The organism is Enterococcus sp. DIV1537a, from assembly GCF_051712085.1.
Lineage (GTDB): Bacteria > Bacillota > Bacilli > Lactobacillales > Enterococcaceae > Enterococcus > Enterococcus faecalis.
On the sequence record NZ_JBIOOE010000001.1, the window covers coordinates 1290251 to 1314361 of the forward strand.

At 37.3% G+C, this 24111-nt stretch carries 21 protein-coding genes, 2 pseudogenes and 1 other annotated feature; of the genes and pseudogenes, 18 read left to right on the forward strand and 5 right to left on the reverse strand.

All coding sequences use genetic code 11. The annotated features are described in order from the left end of the window. Window positions 1-2: 2 nt before the first annotated feature. The gene (gene nrdI, locus IGJ41_RS06455; RefSeq protein WP_002389303.1) at window positions 3-446 is read right to left on the reverse strand and encodes a class Ib ribonucleoside-diphosphate reductase assembly flavoprotein NrdI; all 444 of its coding nucleotides are present in this window, start codon (window positions 444-446) and stop codon (window positions 3-5) included. Window positions 447-653: 207 nt separating this feature from the next. Next, window positions 654-701, forward strand: a sequence feature (sodium ion sensor (DUF1646 type); this cis-regulatory element may regulate processes involved in with the transportation of sodium ions). Between the two features lie 116 nt (window positions 702-817). Here nrdI and IGJ41_RS06460 point away from each other — a divergent pair. From IGJ41_RS06460 to IGJ41_RS06505, 10 genes are all read left to right on the forward strand, one after another. Beyond that, complete coding sequence (locus IGJ41_RS06460) at window positions 818-1141, forward strand: V-type ATPase subunit F (protein ID WP_002404376.1); 324 nt, start codon at window positions 818-820, stop codon at window positions 1139-1141. Next, window positions 1131-3110 carry a V-type ATP synthase subunit I gene (locus tag IGJ41_RS06465; RefSeq protein ID WP_002361772.1) on the forward strand — a complete coding sequence of 660 codons (1980 nt, stop codon included), beginning with the start codon at window positions 1131-1133 and terminating at the stop codon, window positions 3108-3110. Before IGJ41_RS06460 ends, IGJ41_RS06465 begins: the two co-directional genes overlap by 11 nt. A gap of 27 nt (window positions 3111-3137) precedes the next feature. Next, window positions 3138-3611 carry a V-type ATP synthase subunit K gene (locus tag IGJ41_RS06470; RefSeq protein WP_002363905.1) on the forward strand — a complete coding sequence of 158 codons (474 nt, stop codon included), beginning with the start codon at window positions 3138-3140 and terminating at the stop codon, window positions 3609-3611. A 16-nt stretch (window positions 3612-3627) separates the two neighbouring features. Continuing rightward, window positions 3628-4209 (forward strand): V-type ATP synthase subunit E, encoded by a 582-nt coding sequence (locus tag IGJ41_RS06475; protein ID WP_438714104.1) that lies wholly within the window; start codon window positions 3628-3630, stop codon window positions 4207-4209. 16 nt (window positions 4210-4225) lie between these two features. Next, complete coding sequence (locus IGJ41_RS06480) at window positions 4226-5227, forward strand: V-type ATPase subunit (RefSeq protein WP_002397271.1); 1002 nt, start codon at window positions 4226-4228, stop codon at window positions 5225-5227. Beyond that, window positions 5217-5528: a V-type ATP synthase subunit F gene (locus IGJ41_RS06485; RefSeq protein ID WP_002357676.1), complete on the forward strand. Its 312-nt coding sequence runs from the start codon at window positions 5217-5219 to the stop codon at window positions 5526-5528. The genes IGJ41_RS06480 and IGJ41_RS06485 overlap by 11 nt, the downstream gene beginning before the upstream one ends. 17 nt (window positions 5529-5545) lie before the next feature. Further along, complete coding sequence (locus IGJ41_RS06490; RefSeq protein ID WP_162782833.1) at window positions 5546-7327, forward strand: V-type ATP synthase subunit A; 1782 nt, start codon at window positions 5546-5548, stop codon at window positions 7325-7327. Continuing rightward, window positions 7320-8696, forward strand: a complete 1377-nt coding sequence (locus IGJ41_RS06495) for a V-type ATP synthase subunit B (RefSeq protein ID WP_002357674.1) — start codon at window positions 7320-7322, stop codon at window positions 8694-8696. Before IGJ41_RS06490 ends, IGJ41_RS06495 begins: the two co-directional genes overlap by 8 nt. A gap of 4 nt (window positions 8697-8700) precedes the next feature. Further along, window positions 8701-9336, forward strand: coding sequence for a V-type ATP synthase subunit D (locus IGJ41_RS06500; protein WP_002357673.1), 636 nt, complete (start codon window positions 8701-8703; stop codon window positions 9334-9336). A 74-nt stretch (window positions 9337-9410) separates the two neighbouring features. Next, a complete protein-coding gene (locus tag IGJ41_RS06505; protein ID WP_153853800.1) occupies window positions 9411-9821 on the forward strand; it encodes a hypothetical protein in 411 nt (136 codons plus the stop codon). Window positions 9822-9871: 50 nt separating this feature from the next. On the opposite strand, the gene IGJ41_RS06510 is transcribed toward IGJ41_RS06505, so the two are convergent. Next, window positions 9872-10759, reverse strand: coding sequence for a serine hydrolase (locus IGJ41_RS06510; protein ID WP_173963619.1), 888 nt, complete (start codon window positions 10757-10759; stop codon window positions 9872-9874). A gap of 154 nt (window positions 10760-10913) precedes the next feature. Then, on the reverse strand, window positions 10914-12794 hold the full coding sequence (locus tag IGJ41_RS06515; protein ID WP_173963528.1) for a fructose-1,6-bisphosphatase: 1881 nt from the start codon (window positions 12792-12794) through the stop codon (window positions 10914-10916). A gap of 197 nt (window positions 12795-12991) precedes the next feature. Between IGJ41_RS06515 and lysA the strand changes: the two genes are divergently transcribed. After that, window positions 12992-14302: a diaminopimelate decarboxylase gene (gene lysA / locus IGJ41_RS06520; protein ID WP_438714107.1), complete on the forward strand. Its 1311-nt coding sequence runs from the start codon at window positions 12992-12994 to the stop codon at window positions 14300-14302. Between the two features lie 146 nt (window positions 14303-14448). After that, a complete protein-coding gene (locus IGJ41_RS06525; RefSeq protein ID WP_173963618.1) occupies window positions 14449-15441 on the forward strand; it encodes an alpha/beta hydrolase in 993 nt (330 codons plus the stop codon). Between the two features lie 15 nt (window positions 15442-15456). Here the strand turns inward: IGJ41_RS06525 and IGJ41_RS06530 are convergent. Beyond that, window positions 15457-15989 (reverse strand): annotated as a pseudogene (locus IGJ41_RS06530) (hypothetical protein). Window positions 15990-16275: 286 nt separating this feature from the next. Here IGJ41_RS06530 and IGJ41_RS06535 point away from each other — a divergent pair. Both IGJ41_RS06535 and IGJ41_RS06540 read left to right on the forward strand, forming a co-directional pair. After that, complete coding sequence (locus IGJ41_RS06535) at window positions 16276-17130, forward strand: hypothetical protein (protein ID WP_173963525.1); 855 nt, start codon at window positions 16276-16278, stop codon at window positions 17128-17130. A 212-nt stretch (window positions 17131-17342) separates the two neighbouring features. Then, window positions 17343-17881, forward strand: a pseudogene (locus IGJ41_RS06540) (GNAT family N-acetyltransferase). A gap of 97 nt (window positions 17882-17978) precedes the next feature. Here IGJ41_RS06540 and IGJ41_RS06545 read toward each other — a convergent pair. Beyond that, window positions 17979-18323, reverse strand: coding sequence for a metal-sulfur cluster assembly factor (locus IGJ41_RS06545; protein WP_002357660.1), 345 nt, complete (start codon window positions 18321-18323; stop codon window positions 17979-17981). 275 nt (window positions 18324-18598) lie between these two features. Here IGJ41_RS06545 and IGJ41_RS06550 point away from each other — a divergent pair, with 275 nt between their 5' ends. The 4 genes from IGJ41_RS06550 (at window position 18599) to IGJ41_RS06565 (ending at window position 24095) form a co-directional block, all read left to right on the forward strand. Beyond that, a complete protein-coding gene (locus IGJ41_RS06550) occupies window positions 18599-19663 on the forward strand; it encodes a dipeptide epimerase (RefSeq protein ID WP_010707601.1) in 1065 nt (354 codons plus the stop codon). Between the two features lie 16 nt (window positions 19664-19679). Beyond that, complete coding sequence (locus IGJ41_RS06555) at window positions 19680-21056, forward strand: transglutaminase-like domain-containing protein (RefSeq protein WP_153853794.1); 1377 nt, start codon at window positions 19680-19682, stop codon at window positions 21054-21056. A 17-nt stretch (window positions 21057-21073) separates the two neighbouring features. Next, window positions 21074-22726, forward strand: a complete 1653-nt coding sequence (locus tag IGJ41_RS06560; RefSeq protein WP_438714111.1) for a peptide ABC transporter substrate-binding protein — start codon at window positions 21074-21076, stop codon at window positions 22724-22726. Between the two features lie 535 nt (window positions 22727-23261). Then, window positions 23262-24095: a PRD domain-containing protein gene (locus IGJ41_RS06565; protein ID WP_002357655.1), complete on the forward strand. Its 834-nt coding sequence runs from the start codon at window positions 23262-23264 to the stop codon at window positions 24093-24095. The last annotated feature ends 16 nt before the right edge of the window (window positions 24096-24111 follow it).

Sequence of the window (24111 nt, forward strand, 5' to 3'; positions counted from 1 at the left end):
GCTTATTGGTTTTCCTTTAAAATAGCATAAATTCGTTCAATATCCGCTTGGGTACCTCTTAATTCATAGTCAGCTAAGAAGGGGAAGTTAAATTGTTCCGCATACTGTTTAGCTGTCAGGCAGTATTGGTGGTTAAAGTTTTTATTGCCGCTGCCCACCACGCCAGAGCAATAACGATAATTATTTTCAAAAGCAAGATATTCTCGCATGACTTCTGTTAAAATTTCGGTATTGCCGTTGTTGATGCCATCGCCACCATCTAAATAGGTAGGCACAAAGGTAAAAAATGGTTCTGTTTCTACTTCTAACGGAGAATTTTCCGAAATTTCTTTGAAAGTAATCGTAGGATTTTTTTCGTTTTGCTGATGTTGCTCTTCAGCATAAGTTGTTAAACGTTGAACAAATGAGCGTGTATTACCAGAGATTGAAATATATCGTATATTCATCAGAGATCCCTCCAAATAAATTTAATTGTTTACGTAAGTATAGCACATCTATGTGAAAAAAATTCAAGATCAATAATTATAAAGCGAAAAAATAATGCCTTTTTATTACCTATTATAAAAGTGAAAATTTGTTATTTTAATTCATTTGGGTAAGTATTGAATTTTGCGAAAAACTTTGCTAAGATGGTAGAGTATTGAATAAAGAATGGTTGGGCGAAAGCTTCAAGGATTCAGTTCTTCAAGGGGTGAGAAGAACAATTTTTGAGTTTGCGCCTTTTTGCATACCTAAAACAAAAGGGCTGAGCGTATCTCTATTTCGCTAGTCCTTTTTCTTATATGCTAAAGGTGTAAAAACTAAGGAGGTGGAGACAATGGTACAAGAAGTACTAGAGCAAATCAAGGCAGCGGAAGATGCGGTGGAAGAGCATCGGCAACAAGCTAAGATGAATTGTCGTTTATATGAAGAACAGAAGCAAGAACGTTTAGCTGAACTACGTCAAGAGAGTGAAGAAGCTGTTGAAAAAGTGCTGACGGATTCACTAGCAACGCAAGAAAAGATGTTACAACTTGAAAAAGAACAACTTTTAGATGAAACAAAGCGCACTGAACAAGCGCTTCACGAACGTTACGAAACGAACAAAGAACAAGTCATTGATTCAATTATTGAGAGGGTGAAAGACGTTTATGGCAGTTAGTAAAATGGAAAAAATGACAATAATTGCCGCTGCCGAAAAAGAAGCAGCAATTCTACAAGCCATTCAAGGCTTGCAAATTGTCGAAGTAAAACGGATTTTTCATTCGCCTGAGGAAGAACAAGCCTTAAAGAGTCAATATTCTTTTTTACAAGCAGAACAGTCAACTGAACAGCTACGTAAATATGAAACGATGCTACAACAATTGCAAGAGCTTCTTTTATTTTTGACACGCTCTTCAGGAAAAGGGTTAAAGATAAAAAGAAAAGTCTATACCTTAGAAGAGTTGGAACAAACCTTTGATGAAGAAACATTACAAAGCTATTTGACGGAATTAAAGAATATTCAAGAATCTTTGAAACAAATTCAAACGGATCGTCAAGGATTAGAAGCTGAAGAAGAATTATTAGGCCGCTGGCAATATCTGGATATTTTACCGCATAAACAGCAGTTAAAAAGTAGTTATGTCGTTCATGGTTCGATAAATCTAGCCAATAAAGCCAGTTTCTTGAGCGCTTTGTCTCAATGGCCAACGGTTTATTTTGAAGAAATTTATCAAAGTATGCATCATAGTTACTTTACACTCGTTTACCTGAAGGAACATCAGCAGAGTGTAACCGAGTTATTAAACCAATATAGTTTTGAACCACTCCAATACCGTTATGATGTTCCGCCTAAAGAGGCATATCAACAAGTCAAAGAACGATATGAAATTTTACAAAAAGAAGAAAAAGCCTTAAAGCAACAACTTGCTTCTTATCATGACTTCTATGAAACGTTTTGCTTGGCTGAAGAAGTCTTATTGGCGGTTATCCAAAGAGAACAAGCACGTCAACATTTGTTAAATGCTTCATCATTTTTCATCTTGCAAACGTGGATTCCAGTCGAAGAAAAAGCCGATATTTTGACAGCGATTGAAGAAAAAGTTCCTAAGGACGAAATAGCTCTTACTTTTGAAAATCCTACGAAGGCGGAAATTGAGACGGATATACCAGTTAAACTAGCGAATAATAAATTGGTGCAGCCGTTTGAAATGTTAACAGAGATGTATAGCTTACCAAAATATGAAGAAGTTGATCCGACACCTGCGATGATGCCGTTTTATCTAGTCTTTTTTGGCATGATGGTAGCGGATATTGGCTATGGCTTACTGATGCTACTCTTGTCTATTATTGCTTTGAAAGCATTTGTGTTACCGAGAGGCATGAAACGTTTTGCCGACTTTTTCTTGATTTTATCATTTCCAACAATTATTTGGGGCTTCATTTACGGTTCGTTTTTCGGTGCAGCATTACCGCCAACAATGTTTGGAATCAAATCACCATTTCCGATTTTATCAACGACCGAAGATGTAAATACGATTCTTATTTTATCGGTTATTTTTGGGTTTATCCAATTGGTTGTCGGTTTAATGATTAATGGGATTCAGTTATCAAAACAAAAGCGCTATTTAGATAGTATTAACGAAAGTTACGCTTGGTTAGGGATTTTGTTTGGTTTAGCATTGTTAGTCGTTGGTAAATTAGTGGTTAAAAATGAAGGCTTATTTACAGCAGGTGCGATTTTAGCTAGTCTTTCTGCCATTGCAATTATTGTGATTCCAATGATTCAATCGAAGGCCAAATTAAAAGGCTTAGCCAAAGGACTGTATGGACTATACGGCGTGACAGGTTATGTCGGTGATTTAGTTAGCTATACACGTTTGATGGCGTTAGGAATTGCTGGGGGAAGTATTGCTTCAGCGTTTAATATGCTCGTTGAGTTCATGCCGCCAGTTGCCCGTTTTAGCGTGGGGATCTTGCTGTTAATTGTTTTACATGCGTTAAACATATTCTTATCGTTATTAGGTGCTTATGTTCATGGCGCACGTTTGCAATATGTTGAGTTCTTTGGAAAATTTTACACAGGCGGTGGCCGGGCGTTTAATCCGCTAAAAACAAAAGAAAAGTATGTCAATGTTGAGAAAAAATAGAAAATTATTTATTGGAGGAAAATAGAGATGATGGATTACTTAATTAATAATAATGGTGGAATTGTTTTTGCAGTATTAGGAATGGCGATGGCGACAATTTTTGCTGGGATTGGATCAGCCAAAGGGGTTGGCTTTACTGGGGAAGCAGCAGCAGCTTTAACGACGGAGCAGCCAGAAAAATTTGGTCAAGCGTTAATTTTACAGTTATTACCAGGTACACAAGGACTATACGGTTTCGTTATTGCTTTCTTAATTTATATTAACTTAGGAAACGATATGAGTATGGTTCAAGGATTGAACTATTTTGTAGCAGCTTTACCGATTGCCTTTGCTGGATTGTTCTCTGGGATTGCCCAAGGTCGTGTAGCCGCTGCGGGGATCCAAATTTTAGCGAAGAAACCAGAACATGCAACAAAAGGAATTATCTATGCTGCCATGGTTGAAACTTATGCCATCTTAGGGTTCGTAATTTCCTTCTTACTTGTATTGAACGTCAAATAATTGAGGAGGCAGATGGATGGATGCCATTGAAAAAATCATCAGTGAAATTAAGCAACAAGGAAAGCAAGAAGTCGAAGCCTATGTCACCAGTGAACAAACGCGCATCGATCAAGAATTCCAAGCAGCACAACAAGAAATTTTGCTGAAGCAAGAACATGAAATAGAAAAACGACAACAACAATTATTAAAAGAATTTAAACAACGCCAACAACGGCAAACACTAGAAATTCGTCAGGATGCATTAAATAAAAAACAAGCATATCTTAACCAATTATTTGATGAAGTGGTCTTAAAGATGAGTGAATGGTCAGCGGAAGAATTTCAACAATTTATGAAAGCACAATTAGGTTCACTTGAATTAACAGGAAAAGCGACCATTCTTTTAGGCGAGTATTCTCAAACGAAAGTGACGAAAGAATGGCTGACCGCCCTTTCTGATGCTACTGTTCAATGGGAGCTTTCAGAGGAAGTTGTTCCAAAAGAAAGTGGCTTTATCGTTGTAAAAGACGGTTTGGATTATAATTTTCTCTTTTCAGCATTAGTTGAAGAGATTCAAAAAACAGAAGGCTTTAAAGTAGCAGAAAAACTTTTCAGTTAAGAAGGGAGGACGTAGCATGAGAAAACCAACGTATCATCAAATTAATCCGCTGATTCGTTTAAAAGAAACGGAGCTGCTTTCTGAGCAACAGTTTCAACAACTTTTAGAAGCGGAAACAGTTGAAGACGTTAAAAATATGTTAAAAAGTACGGTTTATCAACCTTATTTAACCGAAACTTTTGAAGAAAAATTTGACTACCATTCTTCTGAAGCGCTGGGAAGTCTTTATCGCTGGTTATATGAAATGGCTCCAGAACCAGCTGTAGTAACGTTGTATACGATGCGTTTTACCTTCCATAACTTGAAAATTTTGACGAAAGCTGAGCGAACAGGTAAAGATTTTGATTATCTTTATTTAGAAGATGGTCGTTATTCTCTAAACACAGTCAAAAGTGCCATTCATACAAAAAACTCTTCCGAACTTGAGCCAGCATTATTAGAAGTGATCCGTGATGTTTTTGCCTATCTGGAAGAGGGCGGTTTGCCGCAAGCAATTGATATCCTTTATGATCGAGCATTTTTAAAGCAACAACGAAAATTGGCGGATGAATTGGGCTATGAAGAGTTAACGAAGGAAGTCATCGCTTTTATTGATTTAACCAATCTATCAACGATGGCTAGAGGGATTGTTCAACATCAAAACAGTAACTTTTTATCAACCGTGATTTCTAGCGCTGGCAGTCTCTCAAAGAAAGAGCTGTTGACCTATGCGGAAAAGTCACTTGTAGAATTTACAGCATTTGTCAGAACAACGAATTACGGACAACTATTAGAAAAGATTATCAATAAAGAAACCAATGAATTAAATTTATTGGCTTTTGAAAAACTCAAAGATGATTACCTGACCTCAATGTATGAAAACGGTCGAACGGTTGCTTTTGGGCCGCTCCCATTACTAGCCTTTTTGAATGCGAAAGAGGTTGAATGGAAAAATCTACGTTTAATTTTGGTCGGAAAACATAGTGGGTTTTCAAATGAAAAAATTCGAGAAAGGATGCGAAAAGTCAATGGGGTATAAAATTGGTGTCATTGGAGACAAAAATTCAATCTTACCATTTAAACTGTTTGGCTTTGAGGTCCATCATGCCATTTCAGAAATGCAAGTTAGAGAAGCCATTGAAACTATGGCAAAAAATAAGTTTGGGGTCATTTTCATAACGGAAGAAGCCTCTACTTTAGCAGAAGAAACGATTGAACGATACAAAGAACAAGTGACACCAGCGATTATTTTAATCCCAAGTCATAATGGTACAATCGGAATCGGTTTAAGTGAGATTGAAAAAAATGTTGAAAAAGCAATTGGACAAAATATTTTATAATGCAAAGGAGAATGAGCGTGCAAATTGGAAAAATTGTCAAAGTTTCAGGTCCTTTGATTTTAGCTGAAAACATGTCAGATGCTAGTATCCAAGACATTTGTCATGTAGGAGATTTAGGCGTTATCGGAGAGATTATTGAAATGCGAGGCGACGTCGCTTCGATTCAAGTATATGAAGAAACAACAGGCATTGGACCAGGAGAACCAGTTATTTCAACAGGAGAACCATTATCTGTTGAATTAGCCCCAGGTTTAATTGCCGAAATGTTTGATGGTATTCAACGACCATTGGATACATTTCAAGAAGTAACCCACAGTAACTTTTTAGGTCGTGGCGTTAAAATTGATGCGTTAGATCGTGAGAAAAAATGGACGTTTGAACCGACTGTGACAGTTGGTGAAGAAGTGTCGGCAGGTGACATCGTCGGTGTGGTTCAAGAAACACCGATTATTCAACATAAAATTATGGTGCCTTTCGGCGTTTCAGGAACGATTGCCGAAATTAAAGCAGGTGACTTTGCCATTGATGAAACAGTTTACTCAGTGGAAACGGCTAAAGGAACGGAAAGTTTTAGCATGATGCAAAAATGGCCCGTTCGGCGGGGACGTCCCATTTTAGAAAAACTAAGTCCCAAAGTACCGATGGTGACCGGACAACGCGTAATTGATACCTTTTTCCCAATTACGAAAGGCGGAGCGGCAGCAGTTCCAGGACCATTTGGCGCTGGAAAAACAGTCGTTCAGCACCAAATTGCTAAGTGGGCCGATGTCGACTTAGTCGTTTACGTTGGTTGTGGGGAACGCGGGAATGAAATGACAGATGTTTTAAATGAATTTCCAGAATTAATTGATCCAACAACTGGTGAGTCTTTGATGAATCGGACGATTTTAATTGCGAATACGTCAAATATGCCGGTAGCGGCACGGGAAGCCTCGATTTATACAGGGATTACCATTGCAGAATATTTCCGTGATATGGGTTACTCAGTCGCAATTATGGCGGATTCTACTTCTCGTTGGGCAGAAGCGTTACGAGAAATGAGTGGCCGGTTAGAAGAAATGCCTGGTGATGAAGGCTATCCAGCCTATTTAGGTAGCCGTTTAGCTGAATATTATGAACGAGCAGGACAAGTCATCGCGTTAGGAAAAGATCATCGTGAAGGAAGCATTACAGCGATTAGTGCGGTTTCGCCATCTGGTGGGGACATATCAGAACCTGTCACCCAAAATACGTTACGCGTTGTTAAAGTATTCTGGGGCTTAGATTCTCAATTAGCACAAAAGCGTCATTTTCCTTCTATTAACTGGTTGCAAAGTTATTCTCTTTACTCCACAGAAGTAGGGCAATATTTAGACTTGGAATTGCAAGGGAACTGGGCCGCTATGGTAGCTGAAGGGATGCGGATTTTACAAGAGGAATCTCAATTGGAAGAAATTGTTCGTTTGGTTGGGATTGATTCCTTGTCGGATAAAGACCGTTTAACGTTGGAAACAGCCAAATCATTACGGGAAGACTATTTGCAACAAAATGCTTTTGATGACGTGGATACGTTCACTTCTCGAACCAAACAAGCGAAAATGTTGCAATTGATTCTAACTTTTGGTGAAGAAGGTCAAAAAGCCTTAAGTTTAGGCACTTATTTCTCTGAGTTAATGGCGGGAACAGTTGAAATCCGTGATCGCATTGCTCGTAGCAAGTATTTACCAGAAGAAGAATTAGAAAAATTGGATCGTTTACAAGCAGAAATTAAAACAACGATAAAAGAAATCATTGCTGAAGGAGGAATGACGAATGATTAAAGAATATCGCACAATCAATGAAGTCGTTGGTCCTCTGATGATTGTTGAAAAAGTGGCAGGCGTAAAGTACGAAGAATTAATTGAAGTACGCATGCAAAATGGCGAAATTCGCCAAGGGCAAGTTTTAGAAATCAATGGAGATAAAGCGATGGTCCAAATTTTTGAAGGAACGAGTAACATCAATATTCGTGATTCAAAAGTTCGCTTTCTGGGACATCCTTTAGAATTAGGGGTTTCGCCAGATATGATGGGGCGCGTTTTTGACGGCTTAGGTCGCTTAAAAGATAATGGACCAGAATTATTACCTGAGAAAAAATTAGATATTAACGGCGAAGTTATCAATCCAGTTGCTCGTGATTATCCCGATGAGTTCATCCAAACAGGGATTTCAGCGATTGACCATTTAAATACCTTAGTTCGTGGTCAAAAATTACCTGTTTTTTCAGCTTCTGGCTTACCTCATAAAGAATTAGCGGCGCAAATTGCCAGACAAGCCAACGTGTTAAATAGTGAAGAAGAATTTGCCGTAGTTTTTGCGGCCATTGGGATTACCTTTGAAGAAGCGGAATATTTTATGGAAGATTTCCGTCAAACAGGCGCAATTGATCGTTCAGTCTTGTTTATGAACTTAGCGAATGATCCAGCCATTGAACGGATTGCAACACCTAGAATGGCTTTGACAGCTGCTGAATATTTAGCTTATGAAAAGGGCATGCATGTCTTAGTTATCATGACGGATATGACCAATTATTGCGAAGCGTTACGAGAAATTTCAGCAGCACGCCGTGAAGTTCCAGGACGTCGTGGTTACCCAGGTTATCTTTACACGAACTTAGCAACGTTGTATGAACGAGCAGGCCGAATTCGTGGCTCAAAAGGTTCCGTAACACAGATTCCTATTTTAACAATGCCAGAGGAGGATAAAACACATCCAATTCCCGATTTAACTGGTTATATTACAGAAGGGCAAATTATCTTGTCCCGGGAACTATATAAGAGCGGTATCCAGCCACCAATTGATGTCTTGCCATCACTTTCCCGTCTTAAAGACAAAGGAACTGGCGAAGGCAAAACGCGCGGGGATCACGCAGCAACGATGAATCAATTGTTCTCAGCCTATGCACAAGGGAAACAAGCCAAAGAATTAGCTGTCATTTTAGGAGAATCAGCTCTTTCCGATGTCGATAAAATTTACGCAGCTTTTGCCCAACGTTTTGAAGAAGAATATGTCAATCAAGGATTCGATACAAACCGTTCGATTGAAGAAACGTTAGATCTTGGGTGGGAACTATTAAGTATGCTACCGAGAACAGAACTAAAACGAATTAAAGAGGATATGCTCGATCAATACTTAACTGAAGGGAAGTAGAAAAATGGCTCGATTAAATGTTAATCCAACCCGTATGGAACTTTCCCGATTGAAAAAACAGTTAACTACGGCCACGAGAGGTCATAAGTTGCTGAAAGACAAACAAGATGAATTGATGCGACGGTTTATTGCGCTAGTCAAAGAAAACAATGAGTTACGTATTCAGGTTGAACAAGAAGTAACGGATGCGTTATCAAATTTTGTATTGGCAAATGCAACGTTGAACGAAGCCTTTATTGAAGAGTTAGTGGCAATTCCAGCCGAAAAAGTTGAATTAGAAATTATTGAACAGAACATCTTAAGTGTGCCAGTTCCTAAAATGATTTTTGATTACGATGAATCGGTTCAAGAAGCACCCTTAGATTATGGCTACGTGAATTCAAACAGCGAGCTTGATCAAGCTTTTGCTAAAATTTCAAGCATTTTACCGAAATTATTAGCACTTGCAAATGTTGAAAAGACGTGCCAATTATTATCAAAAGAAATTGAAAAAACGCGTCGTCGTGTCAACGCCTTAGAGTATATGACGATTCCACAATTAGAAGAAACAATTTACTACATTCAAATGAAATTAGAAGAAAATGAACGTGGCGAAATTACACGTTTAATTAAAATCAAAAGCATGAACAAAGAAAATTAGTGGTTAGAAAGAACGAGTGCGAAGCCAGTTGGTAGCTTTCGTGCTCGTTTTTAATAAAAAAGGGAGTGGAAAAAATGAAAAATGAAGAACGCCGCAAAGCGATTGCACTGAATTGTCAAAAATACGAAAGTGACTATGCTCGCTTGGTGGAACCAATCAATGAGCTACTGTTAAACTTGGGAGCGGCTATTTCAGAAGAAGCCGCGAAGCAAATCATTCTGAATGTAAAACGATATCATCACGGCGTGAAATATCTTCCTGAGTGTCATTTAGATGAAAGTAACCAATTTATCGAAGATGGGCTTGAAGCTCTTAAAAAGGGAGATTTAGGCAACGGTGCGTTACAACTATTTGGGGCTGGCTTAAACTTTGCTAGTTTTGCAGCAAAAGCACAAGGAACCAAAAAAATTGATACCCACCAAATGTTGGCAGAACGTTTTACGAAGTTGTTGTCTGTACAAATGGATAATGATAACAAACAATAAAAAAATACCCTTGGTTTATTAAGTCATCTTAATAAACCAAGGGTATTTTCTTAACTGTTATCATTAGGATATTCAGACACCTGTAATTGCCATAACTTATCTGTCACTGAAGCAATAAACGCAGCACTCTTAGCATTATCAGGCCCTTTAGTAAAAATTGCTAAAGCAAAGGGGTGAGGTGTTTCTAAAATCCCCATATCATGAATAAATTCATCATAGGAACCAATTTTATGAGCAACTTTTCCTTGAGTTGTGGGAGTTTCCATTCTTTCATGGAAAACACTTTGTTTCATAGAATCATAAATCGCTTGGTAATCTGGTTTTGTTGCTTTTTCAGTATATAATTTTTGTAGAATAACAAGCGCATCTTCCGAAGAAAATTGTGGCTCTTCAATCGAAGGTGTGTTGTGCAAATAACGCTGATACATTTCTCGTTTTGCTTTTGCATCACCACCCAATGTGTCATAGAGCATATTTTTAGCGATATTATCAGAATAGGTGATGGCATATTCTTGTAACGTTTTTAATGGATATTCTGGTTGGATATTATAGGCAATGATCCCAGTTCCTTCTTCATAATCTTCTTCGGCGTTATAGGGAATCAGGTCTGTCCATTTTTTTTGACCAGAAGCAACCGTGTCAGCGACTAACATCGTCAGGGGCACTTTAATAGTACTAGCTGTATAAAATTCATGTTGGCCATTCACAGAACGTTGTTCGCCAGTTTCCAAATCTAAATAACTAATCCCGACCGTTCCTTCAAATTCTTTGACAGAAGCGACGAGCAGGTCATTTATTTTATCAAAAAATACTGTATTTGCTGAATTATTTTCTTCCTTGTCTTTCGTATGTTTCTCATGTTTGGCGGAATCAATTGTAACTTTTTGTTCAGATTCTTTGGCATAATCTTCGCCACGACTTGAGAAGAAGAAGCCCACAATTAGGAAAAAGCAAAGAAAGAAAATGGTGCCGTAAAGTGAGAGTTGCTGTTTCTTCAATGTAAAACCCTTTCCGTTTCTCTAATAGATATTTTTCTCAACTCCTTCATTTAATCATTTTTCGGATAAGAGCGCAAGCGTCTTTTTAACGGCACTACTGGTTTTGTTTCATTTGTTTTTGGAGTGCTTGCGATTGCTTTAATAGCTCTTTGCCGATAGTGGTATCTTTCACCAATAACCGCTGTAAGGGGCGATCGATGACTTGTTTGATGGAATGAATGTCTTGATTATTTAAAATGGCTGTTTCTTTACTAGAAAAAGATTTATGCGCGGTCAGTTGTAAACCAAACGAGTTGTACAACAATGTATAACCAGCAATTCCAGTAATTGTCTGATAAGATTTTGAAAAGCCGCCGTCAATTACGAGAAGCGTGCCATTTGCTTTGATTGGCGATTCGCCTTTTGTTCGTTTAACTGGTGTATGGCCATTAATGATATGTCGATTTTCACCAGTCACTTCAAATTCATCTAGGATTCTTTCACAAACTTCAACCGTATCACGCAAAGAGTAGTAAGGATTCTTTTCTTCATGATGTGTTTCTTTTTCAGCGAGAAAATAACGCTCAAAGGTTTTCATAGCTCGTTTGCCAAATAATGAGGAACCTTCGCCACACCAAAGATACCATAAACAATCTGTCGCATAGTCATCTGTAATAGCAGGCTGAGCGTATGCTTCTTCTAACATTTTCTGAAAGAAGTCAACTAAAGCTTTTCCTGAATAGGAGTGGCCTTTAAATGTGTAAGCTTGAAAAGTACCGTCCGCATTCAGAGGCAGACAGCCATGAATCAATAAATTTTGATTATACACAAGGTAAAGAGAAGCTTTTTCCATTAGAAAGCGCATGTGTTTTGTTAACCGCGGCGAAGACTGAAATTGCGTTAATAAATCATCAATTATCTGTTTTTCCTCACGTGTTAATTGGTAAGGCTGCTCTTCAGAAACGGTTTGGAAACAGCTGTTAATTAATGTATAACGACATTCGTCAAAAGTAATAGTTTTCCCTTGAATCTTATCTAAGCGTAGCCGATGTGCCAAGTTAAAATCAGGACGTCGACCAATAATTTGGCCTTCTAGTTTTTCTTGAATAATGGCAATGGCTTGTTGCACACGCATCGCTACTTGTTTTTCAGCTTCAGTTAACGCACGATAGGGATTTTTCTTGGGTGCAAAAGCAGGATTTTCTTTATATGTTTCTAAACTAAATTTTTTTAAGGCGGTTAAATCGATAGCATAACGTTCTTCTAACAAATCTAAATTTCCATAGCGAGAACAAATACGTACTACATTGGCTAAACAAGCCAGTGAACCACTATAAGCAGCCAGCCAAATCATATCGTGATTGCCTAGTTGAATATCCAAGGAGTGATAGGACATTAATCGGTCCATAATTTTATCTGGTGCTGGCCCCCGATCATAGATATCCCCAATAACATGTAGGTGATCGATAATCAGACGTTGGATTAGATAAGCTAATTCTGTCACGAAACGTTTGGCTTCACCTAGTAAAATAATTTTTTCAATAATTTGTTGATAGTAACCGTTTTTGGTTGTTGTTTCATCATATTGATAAATCAATTCTTCGAGAATATACCCATAGGTTTCAGGAAGGGCTTTGCGAACTTTAGAACGTGTGTACTTCATCGAAGAAGAACGGACGATTTCAACCAGACGGCGAATCGTTAATAGCCACCATTCATAAGAGAGGGCGCTTTCATTTTCTAAAAGTGTTAATTTTTCTTCTGGATAGTAGATAATAAAACAAAGCTCGTCCATCTGATGGGCATTTAATTCTTGTTTAAATAAAAATTGAACTTTTTCTCGGATTCGCCCAGAACCATTTCTTAAAATATGGTCAAAAGCTTCAAATTCACCATGTAAATCACTGACAAAATGTTCTGTTCCTTTCGGTAAATTCAAAATTGCTTCCAAATTAATAATTTCTTCAATTTGTTGATCGCGGTTCAGTGTAGCCAAGTCATCTGCCTTCTTTCTTTTTCGTATATACCAATTTTGATTTAAAAGATTAAAGTCTTGATAATAAAGGTTTTTTATTCGTATGCCAATTATTGTAGGCTATTTGGCGAAAAAAAGCAACAGGAGAAAGTCAGAGAAAAATGTGGAAAATTATAGGAAGCTACTGGGTTTTATGCTATGATTTTTAATAAAACGAAATGAAGGGGCGGGAAAACATGTTATTTGGTACAGCAAAAATGAATCGGGAAAATCATTTAGAAATCGGTGGTTGTGACACCGTAAAGTTGGCGCAAAAATTCGGGACGCCGTTATTTGTCTATGATGTCGCTCATATTCGCGCACAAGCACGTGGTTTTAAACAAACGTTAAATCAATTAGGTATCAAAAATAAAGTGGTTTATGCAAGTAAAGCATTTAGTTGTTTAGCTATTTATCAAGTGTTAAAGGAAGAAGATATTGCTTGTGATGTTGTCTCTGGTGGAGAACTATTCACAGCTTTAAAAGGGGGCATGGAGCCAGCGGAAATTGAGTTCCATGGAAATAATAAACCCCCTGAAGAATTACGTTATGCTTTGGATAACAAAATAGGTACAATTGTCATTGATAATTTTTACGAAATTGACTTGTTGGAAGAATTATTAGCTACACGAAACCAAACACAAAAAGTTCTTTTTCGGGTGAGTCCTGGCGTGGATGCAGAAACACATGATTACATTTTGACAGGCCAAGAAGATTCAAAATTTGGTTTTGATGTTGCAAGTGGCCAGGCAACAGAAGCGCTCGTTCGCCTTTTATCAAATCCCTCTTTTGATGTGCAAGGGGTTCATTGCCATATTGGCTCGCAAATTTTTGCTGTGGAAGGCTTTTTAGCTGCTGTTGAAAAAATGTTCACTATTTTAGAAGACTGGCGGCAAGTCCATCAATTTACAGCACGTGTTTTAAATATGGGTGGTGGTTTTGGTGTGCAGTACACGCAGCAAGATGAGCCATTAGCACCAGCAACATTTGTTGAAAAAATTGTTTATTCCTTGAAAGGTCATTGTGAACAATTAGGGTATCCACTGCCTGAGCTTTGGATTGAACCAGGCCGCAGTTTAATTGCCGAAGCGGGCACAACGATATATACAGTTGGCGCGCAAAAAGAGGTTCCTGGTGTTCGTCATTTTGTTTCCGTAGATGGTGGCATGGGTGATAATATACGGCCTGCTTTGTATCAAGCGGTTTATGATGGATTTCTAGCGAATCGTGATGGGCATGATTCAGTCAAGAAAGTCACAGTGGTTGGTAAATATTGCGAATCAGGAGATGTCTTACTTCGAGATATTTTATTGCCAGAAGTTAAAGCAGGGGATTTATTGGCCATTAGTAGTACTGGGGCTTACGGTTATTCAATGTCAAGTAATTACAACCGAAATCCTCGACCAGCGGTGGTTTTTGTCGAAGATGGACAAGCAAAATTAGTTGCTCGCCGTGAGACATATGAAGATATGACAACGTTGGATTGTTGATAGATTAAAAGTAGCCGCCTCTTTTTGAGACGGCTGTTTTTTTTTCAAAAAATAACAAAATGTAAGGGTGATTTCTTTCAGAAATGAAAAATCCATAGTATATTAAATGAAGAAGGAAATACTTTAGAAGAGGGTGTGATTTGCAGATGAAATGGCTCCTCGGGTTACTGATCATTTTTGCAATAATTGGCGTTGTTTTTTCTTTTTACATTGCCAATTATTTTTTGAAAATTGCGTTGCTTAAAGACAACCCTTGGTATCATAAAAAAGGGCATCGGTTATTAAATCCTGATAATTTTCAAGAACGTGAAACAAGATATACAAAAATAGAAGAACAACAAAAACAAGAAGGCGAAGCTTTTTGGACAGAGTCTTTTGCTGAAGATCGTTGGTTGAAAATTAAAGATGAAACATTGTATGCACGGTGCTTTATTCCTTATCCAGATAACCATCGTTGGGCGATTTGTGTGCATGGTTATCGTTCAAACGGAAAACGCGATATGGCATATACTGCATTACGTTTTGCAGAAGAAGGCTACAATGTTTTAGTTCCCGATTTGCGTGCGCACGGGAAAAGTTCAGGGAATAAAATTGGGATGGGATGGCTGGATCGGTTAGATTTATTAAGTTGGATTAGTGAAGTTCTTGCCATTGATATGGAAGCAGAAATTATTTTAGTGGGCGGTTCCATGGGAGCGGCTACTGTCATGATGGCAAGTGGTGAAAAGTTACCAACGAATGTCCGCGGATTAATAGTGGATTGTGGCTACACTTCTGTCTATGATGAATTTAAATATGTCCTACATGAATCTTTTCATTTACCCGCTTTTCCTATTTTAACAATTGCTAATCAATTAGCATTAAATAACTATGGCTTTCAATTGAAAACCGCTTCTTCCGTGAGACAATTACACAAAAATACGTTACCCACATTCTTTATTCACGGTACAGGTGATCGCTTTGTTCCAATGACAATGTTTGAAGAAAATTTAGCGGCAACTCAGGGGATAAAAAAAGGTCTCATTGTTGCTAAAGCACCACATTTATCTTCAAGTGTCTACGAACCTGAAAATTATTACAGTAGTATTTTTGAATTTTTGGAAGAAAACTGTCCTGCAGTAAAAACAATATCCGACTAAAAAAGACATGGATTTTCATGATTCCATGTCTTTTTTTTGTCTGACTCGTTTAGTTAAATTTAAAGTGCTTAAAAAGAAAAATAACGGCGCCAAACTACCAAGGCAAAGAAACCATTTCATTGAATAAGTTAACTCTTGCTGTAAAAGAGATTCTCGTATATAGCTGAAACCTTCGCCATGGACCCGCAAATAAATATAAATGTAAGCAAAAAGAATCACTAAAGGCAAAATACAGACTTCTAATATTTCCAAAAGATAAGGAAATGTTTTATTTAATAATTTGAGGCGTGTCTTATTCAATAGATAAGCAAAAATGAAAATTGACCATAAAAAACCAAAAAACTAATCAAATAAAAAATCAGATTCGCACTTCCTGCATTCATAAAAGCTTTCGGGAAAAGTAGTCTGCCGATGAATGTATTTTTAATTGTAAAAGGCACATCAAAAATGGAAATATAAAGACAAAAAAGTACTAATGTTAACAAGGCATGCCAAATCTTTTTCTCCATTTCATTTAAAAAATATCTAATTACTTGGTACATTTCCATAAACTGTCGCTCCGTGTTTGAAATAATCGTAGTTTTGACTATACCATAGCTGTTCTCAATTTTCTTGAAAAAAATACACGCAACCAGCCTCGACTATACGAAACACACAGAGTGTCTAAAAAATAAGTTGCCGATCGCATTTTTTCGCATGCTAGTGTTGCACTTCTGTTTCGTTGGTGTTTTCTAATTGCTGATTTGTTGATTAAAAAAGGGCAGGAGGGAGCGTTTTTCTAGTATAATAATATAAAAGAATATAGAGAAAATCGTAGGATGGGAGTTATTCAAAGTGGCGGAGATTACAGTTAAGACAATTTCAGCGAAAGATGATTTAAAGAAGTTGCTTTTGGGTCAAGAGTATGACCACCAGCAGCCGGTTAAAAATATTTTAAAAGCTAGAACATCGAATGTCCATATTGAAAAGTACGAGGTTGTGGAGGATGTTTTTTTAAAGTTAACTGGGAAGGCGACCGTGCACAAAGATATTATGAACTCATTTTGGACAACGTATAAAATTATGTTACAACTTGTTTATCCCGATTTCTTTAGACCAGCGGAAGTAATTGGGGAAAATCAAGAAAGCTATTTAGAAAAACCTTCTGAACAGAATTTGCTTGCAGTAAATAGCAAGTATCCGCCTCATGATTCCGGGACATCGGCTGTGATTTCGGACCGATATTTAACTTATTTTGACCAAGTTTTTCCTGACTATTTACCAAATCCTGTACCAAAAAAATATACATGGAATGAATTCCTTCTCGACAATTTTACTAAATTTGAGCGAGTTCATCAGGACCCACAATTAAAGCGTTTTGCCGAACTTACCCATTCAATTGGAAACATTACAGTAGTTCCACTAGGATTTAACAGCGGAAGAAGCTTATCGTTTAAAGATTATTGGGATTATTCTTTAGAACAACTTTCGATATTTTTAGCTTCATTTCATTCATGGGAAAGCTACGTTCATACGTATGAGATGCAACCATTTTTAAATGAACAGTATCAACCAGTAGCGCTATGGAAAAATCATTTGAAAAAAGACTCGTTTATCTTACCTCAGAATATAGAGGAGATAAATGAATATTTAGTTCAAGTAAATCAACGAATAGAAAAAAGAGGGCAGCGAATAGTGAATCGGTTGTAATGAAATAAGAATCGACTTTTCACTAAACGTTGAAAGTCTCGAATCGTGTGCTCTTTTATTGACTCAGGAACAGAGAACGATTAAACTACTAGATTAGTATCAAAAAATAATTGCGTATAGGGCTAACCAGTCGCATGTTTAAATAACTTTTAGGTCTTATGTAAGTAACAAAAGTTATTAGTACGAAGCAATCATTTTAGAAAGGAGCTTTTATGCAATTCACATTATTAAATCAAGAAAATCAAGCCTATTGGGAAGCAACCTACATAGAAGCTTTTCCAGAAGAAGAGAGACTGCCGTTTGGTCAATTATTGACGTCTTCTCAAGCAGGAAAATTTCATTTGTTTGTTATTCAAGAGGCGGATGAGAACGTGGGGATTTTGTTAAATAGTCAAATTGCACCTGAAGCAACCTATGTCTTTTTCTTTGCAATTGATCAGCACCACCGAAACAAACGATTAGGCTCAACCGTGTTAGCGTTATTGAAGACACGTTATCCTAAGGGGGTTCTTTTAGAGAGTGAAGAAATTGGCAAAAATGCAGCGAATGAAGCCCAAAGAGAAAAACGTTATCAGTTTTATGAAAGAAATGGCGTGCTGGATACAGGGTACTGATTATGGATAGAGGGCTCGCTTTTCATATCATGTTTGCTGGAGCGTCAGGCTTCGGTGGAACGCAGCTACAGTTTTTATTAGACTTCCATCCAGTAGCAAAAATTTGGAAAAAGCCAAGTATTGATGGCATCAGGTAGTTTTTTTCAAATAAGTAAATTAAACAAACAAAAAAACATATGAAAGAACGGACCAATCGGTTCTTTCATATGTTTTTTATCATTAGTCTCGAAATAACTAGCGAATACCCAAAGCAATTCGTGCGTAACGGCTCATTTTATCCGTTGTCCAAGCAGGGTACCAGACTAATTTTACTTCGATATTATTCACTTCAGGAATATCTTTTAAAACACCATGGATTTGTTCTGTTAAAACATCTGCTAACGGACAACCCATTGTGGTTAAGGTCATTTTGATGACAGTATCACCAGTTTCTTCTGCAAATTCAACTTCATAAATTAGTCCTAAATTAACAATATCGATGCCTAATTCAGGGTCAATCACTGTTTCTAATGCAGTTAAAATATCTTCTTTAATTGCTTCAACTTCTTCGGTTGAACGTTGTTGAGGTTGTTCACTCATTCGTCTTCTACTCCTTTGCAAGTTGCCTCTTTACTATCATACCTTTTTTAAGAATGTTTGTAAATGAGAAGTATCTCACATGTCATGGAATTTACTGATTTATTAAAAAAGCTCATAAAATTCGAAATTCATTTTATTTTAATCAAAATCTCATTATTTTGTTGACATTAGAAAACAATGAGTTTAGAATGATCGATAACAATCTAAATTTAATTTTTGGATATTTTTAAAAAACTGAATTTTCAGTCAATTGAAAATATCAAAGGGAGGATTTTATGAAAATTAAGCAGGTACATGTTAGGGCATCAAAAATCAAGCTGAAAGAAACATTTACAATCGCTTTGGGGACGATTGAATCCGCGGATAGTGCAATTGTGGAAATTGAAACAGAAGAGGGACTTATTGGATATGGAGAAGGAGGGCCAGGCATTTTTATTACCGGTGAAACGTTGGCTGGCACGCTTGAAACGATCGAATTATTTGGCCAAGCAATCATTGGCTTAAACCCCTTTAATATTGAGAAAATTCATGAAGTGATGGATAAAATATCTGCTTTCGCTCCAGCGGCAAAAGCAGCAATCGATATTGCTTGTTATGATTTGATGGGTCAGAAAGCTCAACTGCCTCTTTATCAATTGTTAGGCGGCTATGATAACCAAGTAATAACGGATATTACACTAGGTATTGATGAACCAAATGTGATGGCACAAAAAGCCGTCGAAAAAGTCAAACTAGGTTTTGATACATTAAAAATTAAAGTCGGAACAGGAATTGAAGCTGATATCGCAAGAGTAAAAGCGATTCGTGAAGCAGTTGGCTTTGATATCAAGCTCCGCTTAGATGCGAATCAGGCTTGGACGCCCAAAGATGCAGTTAAAGCGATTCAAGAATTAGCAGATTATCAAATTGAATTAGTGGAACAGCCAGTTAAAAGACGCGATTTAGAAGGTCTAAAATACGTTACCTCACAAGTCAATACGACAATTATGGCTGATGAAAGCTGTTTTGATGCCCAAGATGCGTTGGAATTAGTTAAAAAAGGTACAGTCGATGTTATCAATATAAAATTAATGAAGTGTGGTGGCATTCATGAAGCGCTGAAGATTAATCAGATTTGTGAAACAGCAGGTATCGAATGCATGATTGGGTGTATGGCGGAAGAAACAACCATTGGCATCACGGCTGCTGCCCATTTAGCTGCTGCTCAAAAGAATATCACACGAGCAGATTTAGATGCGACATTCGGTTTAGAAACTGCGCCCGTAACTGGGGGCGTATCCTTAGAAGCAAAACCATTATTGGAATTAGGAGAAGCAGCTGGATTAGGCATTTCTCATTAAAAAAGGAGTAAAACAAATGAAGTATGATTTAAAGTATCTTAGTGTCCCTTTGCCTGAGGAAATTCAAAGGGTGAAAGAATTTGGCGATTTTGCAAGTGCGGATATTGCCATTGATTTTTGGTTGACAAAAGAACTTCCGCAGGCATTAAAAGAACGTTTGATAATTGAAAAAGATGTCATTAAAATGATGCGTATGAATGAGTATCCTCATAGCTTTGCAAAAGCTGATCAAATGATGAGAGATACTTTTCAGGATTATCAAACAGAGGAATTAATTCGTTTAAAAGAAACGGGATTAGTGGACTGGGTTTATATTGATGGTGAACCGTATTTCCAACTTCGATTTTTGGCCAATTTAATTAAAACAAATGCGGCATATGTTGCACGTTTGCGGGAAGCAGAAAGCAATCAATTAGAAATTCTCCGCAAAAAAGAACTAAAAGAGAACATCGAACAAATGCAAAAAAACGGTGGTAGAAAAGTGAGAACAACAATTAAAGCCACCATTCAGGTGAAAAAAGAATTTGAGCGTCCAGGTGAGCGTGTTCGTGTCCATTTGCCGCTGCCCAAAGCGTGTCAACAACAATCAGAAATTGAAATCCTAGCTACGTCACCTGAAGCAACCTATATTGCGGCAGAAGATGCGCCTCAACGAACACTGTGTTTTGAAACAATCTTAAAAGAAAATCAAACGTTTACAGTTGAATATTGTTATGTTAATCGGATGGTTTACCAACAGTTAGAAGAAAATAACGTAGACAAAATGCAACCAAGCTTTGATTTAGAGGAACATTTACCGCATATTCGATTCACGCCTTATTTAAGAAATTTAGCAGATGAGATTGTGGGCGATGAAAGTAATCCCTTAAAAAAGGCACGCTTGATTTATGACTTTGTGACGACAAAGATTCATTATTCTTTCATGCGTGAATATTTTACAATTTCCAATATTTCAGAGTATGCCGCAACTAATTTAAAAGGTGACTGCGGCGTGCAAGCGATTTTGTTTATCACGCTTTGTCGGATTGCAGGGATACCAGCCAAATGGCAATCGGGATTATATGTTTCTACACATTATACAGGCTGTCATGATTGGGCACAATTTTATATAGAACCGTACGGCTGGCTCTTTGTGGATTTATCTTTTGGCGGAGGTGCTTACCGAGACGGGGATAGACAGCGGTGGAATCATTATTTCGGCAATTTAGATGTTTTTAGAATGGTCGCAAATAGTGAGATCCAGGCAGACTTTCAGCCGGCGAAAATGCAATTGCGTGCAGACCCAATTGACAACCAGCGGGGAGAATTTGAGTACGAAAATGAGGGCTTGCCCTACGCATGCTTGATAGTTTCGCAAGAACGGCTTTCCATGGAAGAGTTGCCGTTTGATTGACACATAGGGGGAATAGTATGAAAAAGTTAAAAATGATGGGGATTATGTTATTTGTTAGTACGGTCTTGGTAGGTTGTGGCACAACAGCAGAAACAAAAATAGACGAGAAAGCAACTGAGAAAACCAGTGTCTCGAAAAAAGTTTTAAATTTAATGGAGAACTCGGAAATCGGTTCAATGGATTCTATTTTTACACAAGATGAAGCCAGTATTAACGCACAGTCCAATGTCTTTGAAGGGTTATATCAATTGGATGAAAAAGATCAACTAATACCAGCTGCCGCTAAAGAGATGCCTGAAATTTCTGAAGATGGCAAACGATATACCATTAAACTAAGAGAAGATGGTAAGTGGTCCAATGGTGATGCTGTAACAGCCAATGATTTTGTTTTTGCTTGGCGTAAATTAGCGAATCCCAAAAACCAAGCCAATTACTTTTTCTTGTTAGAAGGAACGATTCTGAACGGAACAGCTATTACAAAAGAGGAAAAAGCACCAGAGGAATTGGGTGTCAAAGCGCTTGATGATTATACTTTGGAGGTTACTTTAGAAAAGCCTGTACCGTATTTTACGTCGTTATTGGCATTTTCTCCATTTTTCCCACAAAACGAAGTATTCGTGAAAGAAAAAGGACAAGCCTATGGCACTTCTAGTGAAATGATTGTATCTAATGGTCCATTTTTAATGAAAAATTGGGATCAGTCAGCGATGTCATGGGACTTTGTGCGTAATCCCGACTATTACGATAAAGAAAAAGTAAAATCAGAAACGATTCATTTTGAAGTTCTTAAAGAAACCAATACCGTTTATAATTTGTACGAATCAGGTGAATTAGATGTGGCTGTCTTAACAGGAGATTTTGCTAAACAAAATCGAGACAATCCAGACTATGAAGCAATCGAACGGTCAAAAGTATATTCCTTACGTTTAAACCAAAAAAGAAACGAAAAACCATCCATTTTTGCAAATGAGAATGTCCGCAAAGCTTTAGCTTATGCTTTGGATAAAAAAAGTTTAGTCGACAATATTTTAGCAGATGGTTCAAAAGAAATTTATGGGTACATTCCAGAAAAATTTGTATATAACCCAGAAACGAATGAAGATTTTCGTCAAGAAGCAGGCGCCCTTGTCAAAACAGACGCCAAAAAAGCCAAAGAGTATTTAGATAAAGCAAAAGCAGAGCTAAACGGAGATGTAGCCATTGAACTTCTTTCAAGAGATGGTGATAGTGACCGAAAAGTTGCTGAATTTATCCAAGGCCAGTTACAAGAAACGTTGCCTGGTCTCACTATTAATGTCAAAACAGTTCCTTTAAATAATGCGATTGAATTAATGAGAAAAGGGGATTATGAATTGTCTGTTGGCATGTGGGGACCCGATTATCAGGATCCAATGACTTTTTTAGAAAGCTCAGTTAGTGGTAACCGTATGAACTATTCTAGCCCAACGTTTGATCAACTAATTGAAGAAGCAACAACTAAATACGCAAATGATCCTGAAACTCGTTGGCAAACATTAATTAAAGCTGAAAAAGTATTGGTGGAAGAAGATGCCGCTTTAATTCCTTTATACCAAGAGGCCCGTAGTCAGCTTGTACGACCAGGTGTCAAAGGTATTCAGTATCATAACTTCGGTGCAACGAGCACATATAAGTATGCCTATAAAGAATAAATTAGTGAACGAGCGTGGGACAAAAATCACTTTGGATTTTTGCTCCACGCTCAAAAACTGATAAACGGCGGGAACAGAAGCAACACTACGCGTTGCTCCGATCTCAACAACTTCTAAGGTGTTTTCTCGACATGCGTCTCGTCACAGTACAGCCTTCAAAAGAGCTACAGCTCTAAGAGTTGCGATGTTTCACTGTGAAGCATGAACAGATGAAATCATCGTACCTACTTGGTTCTCGGAGTTAAACACTTCTGTCCCGACCTCTTCCCGATAAGAGCTTCTTTTTTGTTAATAGTCAACAATTAATAAAAAAATAATTGAAAAAGGTTGACAAAAATAATGATACTCGTTAGAATAATCACTGTTAACAAATGAATAGCGTTTTCATGTGACTAGATAATACTAGGCATGGAAGAATTTCGTAATACAATGTGGTGTACAATGGTTACGCAACATGTTTAACGGGATTGTTCTATGCTTTTTTTGTTGTTTTCACTGAAGATGTTAGAATTACTTCTGCAGAAGAGGGTCATTTATGAAAATTAAAAAGGTGCTGAATCAAAATGCTGTACTTGTTCTTGACGAAGGACAGGAGAAAGTAGCTGTCGGTAAAGGCGTCGGGTTTAATAAGACTAAAAATGATGTCTTATCTCGACAATTGGTGGAGCGGATGTTTGTGATGGAGCCAGAAGGACTGAAAAAACTTCAAGTACTGCTATCACAAATTGAAGACAAATACTTTTTAGCGAGTGAAGAAATTATCCAACATGCTGAAACGGTATTGGGTGAAAAGTTGAATGAACATATTAATATTGGGTTGAGTGATCACATTGCTTTTGCAGCTGAAAATATTCAAAATAATATTATTGTTCGGAACAAGCTTTTAAGTGAAATTGAGATTTTATATAGTGAAGAATTTGCTATTGCTCAATGGGCTGTAGAATATTTAACACAAACCTTAGAGATTCCATTTAGTTATGATGAAGCGGGATATATTGCAATTCATATCCATAGTGCTCGCAGCGGGCGTACTGATAATAGTAAAAGTATCCGTGAAGTTACAATCGTTTCTGAAATTATTCATTTAATCGAGCAGGAATTGGCTATTGATATTCATGATGATAAAAATAGTCTCAGTTATTCACGTTTGGTGAATCATTTACGTTTGTTTATTCATCGCTTCCAACAAAATCAATATGCTGTTTTAGATGAAGAAATTTTGGAAGTCGTAAAGAAAAAGTATGCTGAAAGCTATGAAATCTCAAAAAAAGTACAAGTCTTATTAATGAGAAATTTTCATTATCAAGTACCAAATGAAGAACTTGGTTATTTATCGATTCACATTGAACGATTAAGAATGACCAAATAATAAAAATTAAATAGTT